This window comes from Bacillus sp. MM09(2025), assembly GCF_050496725.1.
Classification (GTDB): Bacteria; Bacillota; Bacilli; order Bacillales; family Bacillaceae; genus Bacillus; species Bacillus pumilus.
In genome coordinates, this window is record NZ_JBNWEN010000004.1 from 643,386 (window position 1) to 656,924 (window position 13,539).

Consider the following 13,539-nt stretch of genomic DNA (forward strand, 5'->3'; position numbering starts at 1 on the left):
TCGGAGAAATATCTGTACAATGTAGGGATTGGAAAATCAATGAAGAGGAGGCTTGCAAGGTATATGACTTTTTTGATTATAATGGCGGGGCTGTTTATGCTGATTCTTTTGGAGAAGCCGTTTGAGAAGAGAACATCTGGATTGATATTTTTGGTGAGTTATTTACTGCTGATCGCAGTTTATGTGGTTCAAACAACTTTTGTGAAAATTGTATCGAATGGTTTGTTGATGATGATGGCAGTGATTGTGGTTTGTCCTTTATTTTTTCGATTGGTGCAGTCTTCTTTGAGGAAACATTCTTGAAAACCATAAAAAATTGAACCTAGATTAATATTTTATAAATTAAAAAGTCAAATATACAACAAAGGTCAAAGCTAATTGTACCTGGTCAATAGAGTTATATTCTTGGGAATAACCAAAATAAGCAAGCATGGAGCTTGCTTATTTTCATCATCGCTTATTAGTAAAAAACTTATCAATAATGTTAATAGCAATAAGACAAATAGGAAATGCGATGATAATGTACAGAAAATTTTTAGGTACAAACATATTGTAATAATAGAAAAATACGCTGATAAACAGAATCATAACAGCATACTTCATTATATTCTTCACAAAATTCCTCCTAATAAATATCCACCCAACCATTATTAGGGCGCTTATCTCTTTTATCCAATTGTTTAGCAATTTGGGTTCCAATATCCAAATAATTTAGAGCAATTGCGACAGCAAAACCAATTACAGCATTGAAAACTGCACCTGCAAACCTAACAAATACACCAACCTTTATACCTGATGATTTTTTCTTTTTAGCAGCTTCAACTTCTTTAACCCCAAAGGAAGAAGCAAACACCTCTTTAGCAAATGCTAAGTTCTCATTGATACTCCGAATAATAATTTAGGTTATAATACTACGGAATAAAAAAAAGACGCTTAAAATAGCGTCTTTTTTATTCTTAAAGTTTTAATAAAATCCTTTTGTGTTAACCAATCGTTTAGAACACCATGTTGCCAAAATGTTGCCAGCCCACGCATCAAGGGCTTTCAAACCCTTGATACGACTGCATTCTAAAAGTTTTGATGGAGACGGTGGGAGTCGAACCCACGTCCAGAGACATCGATTACTTAAGCGTCTACGAGCGTAGTCAACATATTTGGTGTTCACTCATCCGCATGCCTGCTGACGGGCGCTTGGAGAGCTAGTCTGATGGATCTCTTCTTACGTCCTCAGACGAAAACGTAAGCGTAGCCTACTTCATTGGGCTCCTCACAGACACATAGGCGATGTCAGGAAGAGCTCGCTGCGCTTATTAGGCAGCTAGTGCTAAGTTTTGGTTAAAACTTTTAGTTTTGCCAGTTACATTTAGTGCGTGTTAACGAGATCGCCTCTCGGCTCGCAGCCTAAGCTCGAACCGCCCCTGTCGAATCCGTAACGTCCCCTTGTAAAAGGGATATACGGGATGGAAGTTCAGCTTAACTGCTTCCGTATATAACTATTATAACAATCTCATCGCTTGAAACAACTGGTGGTTTCTGTAAGAAAAGCGGTGATTGTTTACTGCATAACATATTGTAGCATAATGCTTCCGCTCTCAGCAAGCCATCTGCATCAGGCTAGAATTGCTTTTGACGATCACGGAAGGCACGGTCGATTTCGCGTTTTGCATCTTTTTTCTTTAGATCTTCACGTTTATCGTATTTCTTTTTCCCTTTACCAATTCCGATCAACACTTTGGCGAAGCCATTTTTTAAATAGAGTTTCAGCGGTACGAGTGAGTAGCCTTCTTCCTTTGTCGCACCAATCAATTTGCTGATTTGCTTGCGATGAAGCAGCAGCTTTCTCGTTCTCAGCGGATCATGGTTATAACGGTTCCCCTGCTCGTATGGGCTCACGTGCATGTTGTGAAGAAACACTTCTCCCCGCTCGATTTTGGCAAAGGAATCTTTTAAATTCACTTTTCCTGCACGAATCGATTTGATTTCAGTTCCTTGTAACACAAGGCCGGCTTCATATGTTTCTTCTATAAAATAGTCATGATTTGCTTTTTTGTTTTGGGAAACAACCTTTCCCTCTCCCTTTGGCATTGGCGTACACCCTCCTTTTGACACAAACACGGTCCAAATCGTACGGATTATTTTATCAAACAATCCAGCTTTAGACAACGCTGACGCTATGTGGTCAAAAAGCAAATAGAGCGTGATGCCCTATTTGCTTTTTGTCACGTTACTTTTTCTTTTTACGCTTTTGTTTTGGCGCGTTATCAAATACACGTTTTTTCTTTTTCTTCTTTTTACGGCCTGTGAACCAGTCACTTCCGCCTTTATCCTCTTTGGCTTTATCACCAGAGGCATTTTGACCTCCGCGCCCTTTTTTCGCTGGTGAATCCGTTCGTTTTTTAAACTTAAAATCTTTTGGCGATTTTCGGCGGGTGCCTTTCATGCCGACGATTTCAAAATCAATCGAGTGCTCATCTTTATTGACATTCACCACTTTGACTGTGATTTCATCACCGATACGGTAGACATTTCCTGTGCGTTCACCGATCATGGCAAAGTGCTGCTCATCAAAGCGATAGTAGTCGTCGGTCATGTAACTGACATGGACAAGACCTTCAATTGTATTCGGCAGTTCAACAAATAGTCCGAAGTTCGTCACTGAACTAATCATGCCATCAAACTCTTCACCGATTTTATCAAGCATAAATTCTGCCTTCTTGAGATCATCTGTTTCACGCTCTGCATCGACTGAGCGGCGCTCCATTGTAGACGCATGATCTGCAATTTCAGGAAGCAGCTGGCCCCACTTTTCTAGGGTTGCTTCGTCTGTCTTCTTCTGAATCAAATAGGTTCTAATCAGTCTATGCACGATTAAATCCGGATAACGGCGGATCGGTGATGTGAAATGTGTATAGAATTCCGTTGATAAACCAAAATGGCCGATGCTTTCTGGATCATATTTCGCCTGTTTCATCGAACGAAGCATCACAGTTTGTATCACAACTTCTTCTGGTTGATCTCTCACAGCATCAAGTACACTTTGAAGTGCACGCGGGTGGATGTTTGTCGACGTTCCTTTCACAATGTAACCAAACGTTGTCACGAACTCTAAAAAGCGCTGAAGCTTCTCAGGATTTGGTTCTTCGTGAATTCGATAGATGAAAGGTACATTTAACCAGTGGAAATGCTCTGCAACTGTTTCGTTAGCAACAAGCATGAATTCTTCAATTAATTTCTCTGCGACTGAACGCTCGCGAACGACAACGTCTTTTGCTGCGCCTTCATCATCTACAAGTACTTTTGCTTCCTTGAAGTCAAAGTCTACTGCTCCGCGCTCCATCCGTTTTTCGCGAAGGATCTCTGCAAGCTTCTCCATCTCTTGAAACATTGGGACGAGCGGCTCGTATTTGTCTATAAGCTCTTCGTCTTGATCGACTAAAATCTTATTCACATCAGTATAGGTCATTCTTTCCGTCGTTTTGATCACACTTTGGAAAATCTCGTGTTTGACGACCTTTCCATTTCGATCAATGACCATTTCACAAGACAGTGTGAGACGATCGACCTTCGGATTCAATGAGCAAATACCGTTTGACAGGCGGTGCGGGATCATCGGAATAACGCGGTCTACGAGATACACACTCGTTCCACGCTCATAAGCTTCCTGATCAATCGGGGAGTTCTCAGTGACATAATGAGAGACATCTGCAATATGCACCCCTAGCTTATATTTGCCATCATCCAGCTTTTGCACCGTAACGGCATCATCTAAGTCCTTCGCATCTGCTCCATCAATGGTGACAATCGTTTCGTTGCGCAAGTCACGTCTGCCTTCGAGGTCTTTTTCATCAATCGTTTCAGGTGTGTCTACTGCCTGCTGGAGCGCTTCTTCTGGGAACTCCCCTGGCAGGCCGTGTTTATGAATGATTGATAGTATATCAATGCCAGGGTCATTTTTATGACCGAGGATTTCAGTCACTTCGCCCTCTGCACTCATTCTTCCTTCTGGGTAGCTAGTCAGCGTCACGACCACTTTATGCCCTTCGACCGCTCCATTTTTAGCGGATTTCGGAATGAAGATATCGGTTGTGATTTTTTTATCATCAGGAATGACAAAGCCAAAGCTTTTCGTTTCTGTGTAGGTACCGACAACCGTCTGAGTATTACGCTCCAGAATTCGGATGACCGTTCCTTCTTTTTTTGTGCCGTTTGATTTGTGGCTGACACGAACCATGACCGTATCACCATTCATCGCTGTGCCTAGCTCATTAGGCGGAATGAAAATATCATCCTGTCCAAACTCTTCTGGTGTCACAAATGCAAAGCCTTTTGCATGAGCAGACAGCTTTCCTTTTACCAAGTTCATTTTTTCTGGTACACCGTAGCGGTCGCTGCGCGTGCGAACGATGAGTCCTTGATCTTCCAGCATTACAAGTGCTTTGACGAGCTCTTTATAATCATCTGGATTGGTAATCTCCATCATCACTTCCAGCTCTTGAACGGTTAACGGTTTATACGCTTCATCTTTCATAAAAGCGAGTAGTTCATTCATAAATTCTTCTTTTTGCACACTCTAACCCCCTATATATTTAAATTGACCAATCAAGTGATTCTAGGAATGCATATACATCCTGATGAACCTTCTCGCGCTCTTTATCAAGCGTGATCGCATGGCCTGATTCTTCATACCATGTCAAATGCTTTTGATCTGTCTCTACTTCGTTGTAAATGATATTCGCACTGTCTGTATTAATCATATGATCGTGACGTGCCTGAACAACAAAAGTAGGTGAATAAATCATGTCGACATTGTTTCTAACATCTGCAATGAGTTCTTGCAGGCTCTTAAGTGTATCCATTGGCGTTTTCTTGAACTCTTCCATTTCCTGTTCAATTTGGTCCTCTGTCTTACCCTCGAATTTCTTATAGTTACGGGCATATTCTAGTACACCCTGGTACATGACTTCTTCACTTTTTATGTACATAGGTGCACACATAGGTACAATTCCCTTTACAGGTACAGTGTAACCTAATTTCAATGAAAAAACTCCTCCGAGGGATAGGCCGCAAACCGCGATTTCCTCATAGCCTTCATCCTTTAAGAATTGATAGCCTTCTTGTACATCCTTCCACCAGTCATCCGGTCCAAAATGGACAAGCTCTTCTGGCGGCACACCGTGTCCTTTATATTGTGGTGCATGACACGTATACCCTCTTTCGTTCAAATAACGACCCAGCATTCGAACATCGGCTGTATTCCCAGTAAAACCGTGAAGAAGAAGCACTGCCTTTTCTCCACCTTTAAACGTAAATGGTTTTGGTGTAACAACTTTCATGATGTGACTTCCTTTCCTTCTGATATGGTTTATATTTTCCACTTGTATGTATGAAACAAACACAAAAGAGTGCTGATAATAAAAAAAGGTCTGAAAAAAGATCAGACCTTCTGTTACTCGCGCTTTACACGCCTAAATATGCCAATGCAAGTGTTAAAATGAAGAAAAGCACTGACAAAATAACCGTTAAACGGTGAAGTATCAAGTCAAGACCTCTCGCTTTTTGCTTACCGAAAAGTTGCTCGGCTCCACCTGAAATAGCGCCTGACAGTCCAGCACTTTTACTAGATTGTAACAATACAACGATGATAAGTGCGATACTGACAATTACGAGTAATGTAATAACAAATGCGTGCATGAAAACACCTCCAGACAAACTGGTACACATAACTTTATTTTACATGAAAACAAGGTGCATGTCACGAAACATCAAAATAAAGATTCCCTCTATATTCTCGACTTTATTCGTTATTTTGATTCAATTTCATTCCAAAGAGTAGTATGCAGCATTTTTCATATGCAATTTTCGGTTAAAAACACGTTTTTAACGGGTTGCTTCTTCTTTCAATAGCTGTTTTAATTCTACTAACAAACGTTCAGCTCCTTCAGGACTCAGCATCACTTTCCCATTTCCATAGCTTTTGTTATACTTCGTCACTTGTCCAGTTAACAGGCAGCTCTTATCAGCATCATATTTTTTCAGCATGATGGTTTGATCTTCAATGAAAATTTCTAACAGCTGCTCTTCTTTAATATTGAGCACCTTGCGCATTTCTGAAGGCAGAACAATTCTCCCTAGTGAATCAATATGTCTGACCATCCCAGTTCTTTTCAACGACATTGCCTCCTTGATCATTTCATTCATTGACTTTTGTCAACATTTTCATAGTAAAATAGATCTTCAAATTTTTTATCAAAGTAATGAATCATTTTGCCAATGACAAGCTGGCCTGGTTTCCGGTGACCATTTAATACCCTGCTAAGTGTAGCAGGAGAAATGCCAATTTCATCAGCGAGCTGATTTAAAGACATATCGTTTTCGATCATATACTGCATGACAAAAGTCCGCCTGATCTGAATCTTTTCGACCATCATTACAACCTCCTATTGAATCAATATGTACAACGTGTAGGTGCTCATATGAACCAGATCTATTAACTTAAGTCAACACTTTTACCCCTCTGCTATTTCCTTTGGTCAATGATCATACTAAAATAAGTCATATACTGAAATGTGAGGTTCGATGTCATGAATCACTTTGGTGAACAATTACGCATTTTAAGAGAAAATAGAAAAATGTCTGTCAATCAACTCGCCATGTATTCAGGTGTAAGCGCTGCTGGTATTTCTCGTATTGAAAATGGAAAGCGTGGTGTGCCGAAGCCTTTAACCATAAAAAAATTAGCACACGCTTTGAAGGTGCCTTATGAGGATTTAATGCTGCTTGCCGGTCATATTGAACAGGAACAAGTTCATGAAATGAAACCAAAATATGAATCCGTGTTGAAAATCTATCAAACGGCGCTTCAAAAGGATGTAGAACATCTTCCCATTTTTGACGGTGACCTATGGGAAAGGCTATCCGCACAAGACATCAGCCAGCTGAATGAATACTTTCTCACGCTCATCAACCAAAAAAAGACGAACAAATAGCGGGGCATAACCTTAAGATACATTCACTATTAACTAATGTCAATATTTTCATGGTATACTTGTTGCCAATAGTCAACAAATCAAGTAAAATAGATATATCTAATCTATAACCATGTGAGGTTTTGCCTTGATGAAATTTGGTGCATATTTAAGAGCATTACGTGAGGAAAAGAAGCTGTCAGTGAACCAATTAGCGATGTATTCAGAGGTCAGTGCTGCTGGTATTTCTCGTATTGAAAATGGGAAACGCGGCATTCCGAAGCCTCCTACGATAAAAAAATTAGCTGGTGCATTAAAGGTTCCCTATGAGGAAATGATGCAGGCTGCGGGATATATTGAGGAAGCCTCTTCTGTCCATCAGTTGAAGGAAGAGGAAATGGCACTATCCAAAATAAAGGAAGCCGCAGCGCAATACGAACTTGGTGATCTCGAACTATTTGATGGAGACATTTGGTCAACTCTTTCGAAAAAAGAAATAGAGGATCTCAATCGCTATCTGTTATTTATAATCAACAGCCGTTCGTCATCATAGAATGTTTTGATCATTGACAAGCTTTTTGAGCTGATTTATGACAAATTTACGGTATAATGGGTTCAGATTGGAGTGAAGAAAGATGAATCAATCTGATATGTGCCCGCGGTTTGAAAAAGCAGTTGAGTTATTGAGTAAACGCTGGGTTGCACTGATTGTTTTTCAGCTTCTCTCAGGTCCGCAGCGCTTTAGTGAAATTGAGGCCGCTCTGACAAATTTAAGCGGAAGAGTATTATCTGAGAGATTAAAAGAACTGGAAGCAGCAGGCATTGTAAAACGGGAGGTTTTTGCTGAAACACCCGTGCGTATTGAGTATTCTTTAACTGATATGGGGCGTTCCCTTGCACCCGTTTTTGAGGAAATTTCGAAGTGGTCTACTGAATGGATCACGCTTGAATCATAAAATCCCCGCATGTGAACTGCCTGATCATCATAAAAAAACCTCCCTTACAGATTGTAAGGGAGGTTTTATCTTTTCAACCGCTTAAGCAGATGTCATGTTTTTTTCAGCTAATGCTTTTCTTTCTTTTTTCTTGTTCGTTGGGCTTAAATAGCGTTCGAGCCAGCCCATGACTAGGTCAGCGATAATGGCCATGAGTGCAGTTGGAATAGCACCTGCTAAAATGATGGCTGTTCCGTTTGTGGCGTTTGATCCTCTGATGATGATATCACCTAGACCTCCTGCACCAACAAATGTCCCAATCGCTGTAATGCCGATGGCGATGACCAGTGCCGTTCTTAAACCAGCCATAATGACCGATAAAGCAAGCGGTAATTCAACCATTCTCAGCACTTGCCATTTCGTCATGCCCATCGCTTTACCCGATTCTAAATAAGCATGTTCAATGCTGACAATCCCTGTATACGTGTTGCGGATGATCGGCAGAAGCGAATACAGAAAGAGTGATAAGATGACTGTATTGGCGCCAAGTCCTAGTACAAGCATTAACACGGAAAGCATCGCCAACGCCGGTATGGTTTGAATGACGTTGGTAATGGCGAAGATCCAATTGCTTAGCTTACGGTAATGCGCCACAAAGATGCCTACTGGAATTCCGACTATTGCCGCAAACAGCACCCCATACGCTGACATGAGAAAATGCCGATAAAATTCTTCTAACACATATGAACCGTTCTGCTGATAATACGTCCATAATTGCTGCAGTGTGTCCATCAGACGTGACACCTCCCCATCTTACTCAAAGTAATTGTTCTTTTTCAGGAAATTCTTCGCAACGGTGGCTGGTTCTTGAAGCTCCCCGTCGACTTGATAGTTCAGCTCTTGCATTTGCTCTGTATCGATTTTTCCAATCAGTCTGTTGATCACCTTATCTAGCCCTGGATTCTCTTTTAAGACTTTTTCCGGGACAACAGGCGATGCGTCATATGGCGGGAAAAACCGCTTATCATCTTTTAAAATTTTGAGGTCATAGGCTTTGATTCGTCCATCTGTTGAATAGGCAAGCACAATATCCATTTTTTCATTTTTTAATGCATCGTAGACTAAACCAATCTGCATTGGATACGTGCTTCCAAATTCAATTCCGTATGTTTTCACGAATCCTTCATAACCGTCGCCTTTCTTTTTGAGCCAAATATTATCGACACCGAACCGGTAATTCTTCGCATTCTTTTTCAAGTCAGAGACCGTTTCTAACTTGTTTTCCTTCGCCATCTTTTGCGTCACGGCAAAGGCATACGTATTATCAAAGCCATAGGAATCAAACCATTTGTAATCATAGCGTTTCTTAAATTCTTTTTGAACGATTTCCATTGCACGCTCCGGATCTTTTTCCGCATCCATTCCAAGCGTACTCGTCAAATCTGTCCCTGTATATCTTGTCGCAGAAATGTCGATATCTCCATTTTCCATTGCTTTCTGCTGTACGGTATTGGAGCCTAGGTTTTTCACAATGGTTGTCTTTTTATCTGTGTAATGTTCGATGATCTCGCTCACCATATAGGCCATTATTTCTGATTCGGTAAAGTTTTGTGCTCCCACCCGCAGCGTATTGCCTGAGGAGCCGGCTAGTCCAGGAAGTGAACAGCCGCTTATCAATAACAAGCAACCGGCAAGCAGTGCACTGATCCATTTTGTTTTTCGATTCTTCACATAAGCCAACTCCTTATGAAACTTCCTTCAATCCTTTTAAGCCTTCTGGTGTTACCTTTTTCTCCAGCTTCATTAATGTAAAGTCGATGATGACCGCTAAAATAGTGACTGGGATGGCACCTGCAATAATGTATTCCGGCTGGTATAGCTGAAGTCCAATCAAAATGTAGTCACCAAGACCGCCTCCACCGATAAAAGCAGCAAGTGTTGTCCAGCCAATTAAATAAATCGTTGACGTACGGACACCTGCCATAATGATCGGTACAGCAAGCGGAAGTTCCACAAGTCGAATTTGCTCCCATGTCGTCATGCCGATCCCTTTACCGGATTCAAGAAGGTTTTTGTTCACCCCTTGGACGCCAGCATACGTATTTCTCAAAATAGGCAATACCGAATAGAAAAAGAGAGCAACGATTGCAGGTATTTTCCCAACTCCCAAAATAGGAATAAAAAATGCAAGAATCGCTAAACTAGGGAGTGTTTGAAAGATATTTACGACACCGATGACAAAGCCTGCGCCTCGTTTCATTCGCGTGAGAACGACGCCTAAAGGAACGGCAACGATAATTCCTAGCACGACAGCAATTAAGGAAATATATAAATGCTCCCACATTTTTGTGAGGAGTTCCCCACCATTTTTCTCTAGAAAATCGATGATTTGATCCATGTGTCCACCTCCCTTAGTTCATTTCAATGGCAGACGCTGGCGTATCGTCTCCCCAAATGGAGTCGTACACAACATCTACAAGACTTGCCCGTGTCACAATGCCTTTTAAATGCCCTTTGGCATCGACAACTGGTACATATTTAATACCGCGTATTAAGATTTTCCGAACGGTGTCTCTGAGAAGTGCGCCTTCTTGTACAGTATAGAACTCTGTATTTAAGATCTCTCCAACGAAAGCCGCTTTTCTGCGGTTCGCATCAATAGTTTCAATATCGATATAGCCTTTTAACACATCATGTTCATCTACTACAAGCAAGGAATCGACCCGCTTTTCTCTCATGATGTAGATGGCATCAGTCAACGTTTGTTCGACTGTAATGGTAACTGGTGACGTGTTCATCATTTGTTCTACACGTTCCATATTCGGATTTGACTGAAGCAGGCGTTCTTTCCCAATGAATTCTTCAACGAACTCGTTGGCAGGGTTACGCAAAATATCTTCTGGTGTGCCTACTTGAACAATCTCTCCATCTTTTAAAATCACAATTCGGTCAGCCAGTTTAATTGCTTCATCCATGTCATGTGTGACGAATACGATGGTTTTATTTAACGTTTTTTGCAGTTTCTTAAATTCTTCCTGCAATGTATCTCGTGTAATTGGATCAAGTGCACCAAATGGTTCGTCCATGAGGATCAGAGGGGGTTCTGCTGCTAGTGCGCGAAGAACTCCGATACGCTGCTGCTGTCCTCCACTAAGTTCATGAGGATAGCGCTCTAAAAATTCCGGGCCCATGTCGACGAGCTTCAGCAGTTCACGTGCTCGCTCTTTCCGTTTTTCTTCCGGCCATTTTAACAGCTTCGGCACAAGTGAGATGTTTTGCGCGATGGTCATATGGGGGAACAGTCCAATTTGCTGAATCACATAACCGATTTCTCTTCTTAATTGAACTGGATCTTTTTTCATGATATTTTCTCCCTCGATATAAATGTTTCCTGAGGAAGGTTCGATGAGTCGGTTGATCATCTTCATGGTTGTGGTCTTACCACAGCCACTCGGTCCAATAAAACAAATAAATTCTCCTTTTGCTATGTCTAAATCAATATTTTTGACAGCTTTTTTTCCGCCTTTATACGTCTTAGATACATTCTCTAGTTTCAGCAAATGAGACACCTCCAATTAGTTGGATCTATATATTCAGAAAATTTACACCTTATTAATTATAGTGCAAACTTTATAAAATAAAAAGTTTATGATGTGTTTGTATTGCATAACATTTATATAAAATTTTCAGTTAACGCTGTAATATCTAGAGATCTCTCCTTTTTCCTCCAAATTACTAGCAATTACTCAATATTTATTGTTTTCATCAACAAACAGGTATATGATATATTGTGTTACAAATTGTCAGTCGTGAAGGGATGAAGCGGGGAGTGGACAAGCAAGCGCTAGGCGCCATTCAAAAAGCACAGGATCATTATATTGAAAAAGCTGCAGAGAACATGAATGCCTTTGGTCTTTCTTCTACAGTGGGTAGAGTGCTTGGTATCATTCACATGAACCGTAAACCAATGACGCTGGAAGAGCTATCAGAGGCGACCGGCATGAGCAAAACGAGGATGAGTCAAGTCGTTCGAGAAATGCTCGATTTAAATATTGCGGAAAAGGTTTATGAAAAAGGAATACGTAAAGATCTTTATGACGTTGAGCAAGATCAATACCAAACGTTTATTTCATTGTTTGCAGCCAATTGGACACGTGTTGTCAGTAAAAACCGTAAAGCACATAAGAAAACGTGCAAGGAATTGCAAGAGCTGCTTGAACAGGAAGATTTACCAGAAGAAACAGAGGATAAAATCAATCTGCTTCTTTCAGAAATCAAGGAAAGTCTTGATTACTATGATTGGATTAGCCGCTTAATTGAGTTCTTTGAAAGTGAAGAAGTATTTAAGCATGTGCCGAAACCTTAAAAAAAGCTGTTTTATTTTACATCTTTGTAGAAAAAAACAGCTTTTTTATATACACTTATGACATAAACATCGGAAACATCCCTTTTAAGCCTGCGCCGATCATTTCAACTGCCACTACAGCCAGAATTAATCCCATCAAACGCGTCACAACATTCATCTCTGTTTTCCCCATTTTTCGCATAATAAAACTTGAATAATGAAACGCATAATACGTCATAGCAAGAACGATGACAATGCCAATTAGAATCGAAAACATGTGGAGCATCCCTTGACTTCCAGGGGTTAAACTCATGACTGTAGCGATTGTACCGGGACCAGCGATGATCGGAATGGCGAGCGGCGTAACGGAGATATCTGCCTTCTCTTTGCTTTCTGCCTTCTCCTCCGAATGAGGATTTTGGACGTGTGATTCTTTTGCATTCAGCAAATTGTAAGCGATACCAAAAATAAAAATACCGCCAGCGATGCGGAGTGCATGAATATCGATCCCAAACAATTTGAAAATAAGCCTGCCTGCTAATAAAAAGGCGATCAAAATAATAAAAGAGACCACGACGGCTTTTTTGGCTGTCTGGGAGCGCTCTTTCTCTGCCCTCTGTTAAGGTGATGAAAAGAGGTACGTTTCCTATGGGGTTTGATACAGCAAATAATGAGACGACCACATGAATCATAAAGGAAATCAACAGACACCCTCCTTTTTTCATAGTGTCTGCCATTCTGATGTGAATATTCCCTTATGATGTTAAAACCTGTATATCTTTAACCGATGATAATAGAGGTTTAAAGAAAGGGGTTCACACATGAAGAAAACAATAACGATCATTCTTCTTTCTGTAGCAGTTATAGCCTCAGGTGGCTGGATTGTTTGGCAGCAGCAGACCATCGAAGAAGCAGAGAAAACTCATCAGCAAGAAAGCAAAACGAGCGATCTGAAGCTCTCGCAGTTAACATCAGATCAAACAGATATGAAGCATAAAAATGATGAACAAAAAAAGCAAATAGCCACCGTCACAAAAAAGCTCAAAAAAGAAAAGAAAGCCGATGAAAAAGAGGTAAAACAGCGTAAAGCGCTTGAGGTAAAAGTCGACCAGCTTCAAAAAGAGCTGACGGCAGCAAAAGCTACTGCTCAAGCAAATAAGCAGACCACTCAGTCTACAAGGAAACCAACTGTCAAAAAAGACCCGAATGTCACTCATCATCCTCCCTCACAGTGGGTACAGGACCAATACGATTGGGGCGTGAAACAAGGGTATATTAAAGAATAGAAAGGACG

At 40.8% G+C, this 13,539-nt stretch carries 17 protein-coding genes, 1 other RNA gene and 1 pseudogene; 6 read left to right on the plus strand and 13 right to left on the minus strand.

Features of this window, described 5'->3' with window-relative positions:
* Positions 1-63 precede the first annotated feature (63 nt).
* Entirely contained in the window at positions 64-303 is a 240-nt protein-coding gene (locus tag ACQYAC_RS09700; RefSeq protein ID WP_268497561.1) for a hypothetical protein, read from the plus strand.
* A gap of 322 nt (positions 304-625) precedes the next feature.
* On the opposite strand, the gene ACQYAC_RS09705 is transcribed toward ACQYAC_RS09700, so the two are convergent.
* The 8 genes from ACQYAC_RS09705 to ACQYAC_RS09740 form a co-directional block, all read right to left on the minus strand.
* Positions 626-853: a hypothetical protein gene (locus ACQYAC_RS09705; protein WP_429943191.1), complete on the minus strand. Its 228-nt coding sequence runs from the start codon at positions 851-853 to the stop codon at positions 626-628.
* A 225-nt stretch (positions 854-1,078) separates the two neighbouring features.
* Positions 1,079-1,440: a transfer-messenger RNA gene (gene ssrA / locus ACQYAC_RS09710) on the minus strand.
* Between the two features lie 174 nt (positions 1,441-1,614).
* Entirely contained in the window at positions 1,615-2,085 is a 471-nt protein-coding gene (smpB, locus tag ACQYAC_RS09715) for an SsrA-binding protein SmpB (protein ID WP_003213153.1), read from the minus strand.
* 139 nt (positions 2,086-2,224) lie between these two features.
* Positions 2,225-4,567, minus strand: coding sequence for a ribonuclease R (gene rnr, locus ACQYAC_RS09720; protein ID WP_429943192.1), 2,343 nt, complete (start codon positions 4,565-4,567; stop codon positions 2,225-2,227).
* 19 nt (positions 4,568-4,586) lie between these two features.
* Positions 4,587-5,333 (minus strand): alpha/beta hydrolase, encoded by a 747-nt coding sequence (locus tag ACQYAC_RS09725; protein ID WP_058013671.1) that lies wholly within the window; start codon positions 5,331-5,333, stop codon positions 4,587-4,589.
* A gap of 124 nt (positions 5,334-5,457) precedes the next feature.
* The gene (gene secG / locus ACQYAC_RS09730) at positions 5,458-5,691 is read right to left on the minus strand and encodes a preprotein translocase subunit SecG (RefSeq protein ID WP_003212746.1); all 234 of its coding nucleotides are present in this window, start codon (positions 5,689-5,691) and stop codon (positions 5,458-5,460) included.
* Positions 5,692-5,877: 186 nt separating this feature from the next.
* Positions 5,878-6,168 (minus strand): AbrB/MazE/SpoVT family DNA-binding domain-containing protein, encoded by a 291-nt coding sequence (locus tag ACQYAC_RS09735; protein ID WP_003213714.1) that lies wholly within the window; start codon positions 6,166-6,168, stop codon positions 5,878-5,880.
* A 26-nt stretch (positions 6,169-6,194) separates the two neighbouring features.
* Complete coding sequence (locus tag ACQYAC_RS09740) at positions 6,195-6,428, minus strand: helix-turn-helix domain-containing protein (protein ID WP_099681964.1); 234 nt, start codon at positions 6,426-6,428, stop codon at positions 6,195-6,197.
* 153 nt (positions 6,429-6,581) lie between these two features.
* Between ACQYAC_RS09740 and ACQYAC_RS09745 the strand changes: the two genes are divergently transcribed.
* The 3 genes from ACQYAC_RS09745 (at position 6,582) to ACQYAC_RS09755 (ending at position 7,921) form a co-directional block, all read left to right on the plus strand.
* Entirely contained in the window at positions 6,582-6,986 is a 405-nt protein-coding gene (locus ACQYAC_RS09745) for a helix-turn-helix domain-containing protein (RefSeq protein WP_044138963.1), read from the plus strand.
* A 130-nt stretch (positions 6,987-7,116) separates the two neighbouring features.
* Positions 7,117-7,518, plus strand: a complete 402-nt coding sequence (locus tag ACQYAC_RS09750) for a helix-turn-helix domain-containing protein (RefSeq protein ID WP_144556452.1) — start codon at positions 7,117-7,119, stop codon at positions 7,516-7,518.
* Positions 7,519-7,600: 82 nt separating this feature from the next.
* Positions 7,601-7,921 (plus strand): winged helix-turn-helix transcriptional regulator, encoded by a 321-nt coding sequence (locus ACQYAC_RS09755; protein WP_058013669.1) that lies wholly within the window; start codon positions 7,601-7,603, stop codon positions 7,919-7,921.
* An 81-nt stretch (positions 7,922-8,002) separates the two neighbouring features.
* Here ACQYAC_RS09755 and ACQYAC_RS09760 read toward each other — a convergent pair whose 3' ends face one another.
* The 4 genes from ACQYAC_RS09760 to ACQYAC_RS09775 are packed head-to-tail and all read right to left on the minus strand — an operon-like array spanning position 8,003 to position 11,460.
* On the minus strand, positions 8,003-8,692 hold the full coding sequence (locus ACQYAC_RS09760) for an ABC transporter permease (RefSeq protein ID WP_044138966.1): 690 nt from the start codon (positions 8,690-8,692) through the stop codon (positions 8,003-8,005).
* Positions 8,693-8,713: 21 nt separating this feature from the next.
* On the minus strand, positions 8,714-9,631 hold the full coding sequence (locus ACQYAC_RS09765) for an osmoprotectant ABC transporter substrate-binding protein (RefSeq protein WP_058013668.1): 918 nt from the start codon (positions 9,629-9,631) through the stop codon (positions 8,714-8,716).
* 13 nt (positions 9,632-9,644) lie between these two features.
* Entirely contained in the window at positions 9,645-10,298 is a 654-nt protein-coding gene (locus ACQYAC_RS09770) for an ABC transporter permease (RefSeq protein WP_003213477.1), read from the minus strand.
* A 13-nt stretch (positions 10,299-10,311) separates the two neighbouring features.
* Entirely contained in the window at positions 10,312-11,460 is a 1,149-nt protein-coding gene (locus tag ACQYAC_RS09775) for a betaine/proline/choline family ABC transporter ATP-binding protein (RefSeq protein WP_429943193.1), read from the minus strand.
* 269 nt (positions 11,461-11,729) lie between these two features.
* Between ACQYAC_RS09775 and ACQYAC_RS09780 the strand changes: the two genes are divergently transcribed.
* On the plus strand, positions 11,730-12,266 hold the full coding sequence (locus tag ACQYAC_RS09780; protein ID WP_012011291.1) for a GbsR/MarR family transcriptional regulator: 537 nt from the start codon (positions 11,730-11,732) through the stop codon (positions 12,264-12,266).
* Positions 12,267-12,321: 55 nt separating this feature from the next.
* Here the strand turns inward: ACQYAC_RS09780 and ACQYAC_RS09785 are convergent.
* Positions 12,322-12,949 (minus strand): annotated as a pseudogene (locus ACQYAC_RS09785) (MarC family protein).
* Between the two features lie 117 nt (positions 12,950-13,066).
* Here ACQYAC_RS09785 and ACQYAC_RS09790 point away from each other — a divergent pair.
* Positions 13,067-13,531 carry a hypothetical protein gene (locus ACQYAC_RS09790; RefSeq protein ID WP_429943194.1) on the plus strand — a complete coding sequence of 155 codons (465 nt, stop codon included), beginning with the start codon at positions 13,067-13,069 and terminating at the stop codon, positions 13,529-13,531.
* Positions 13,532-13,539: the final 8 nt, after the last annotated feature.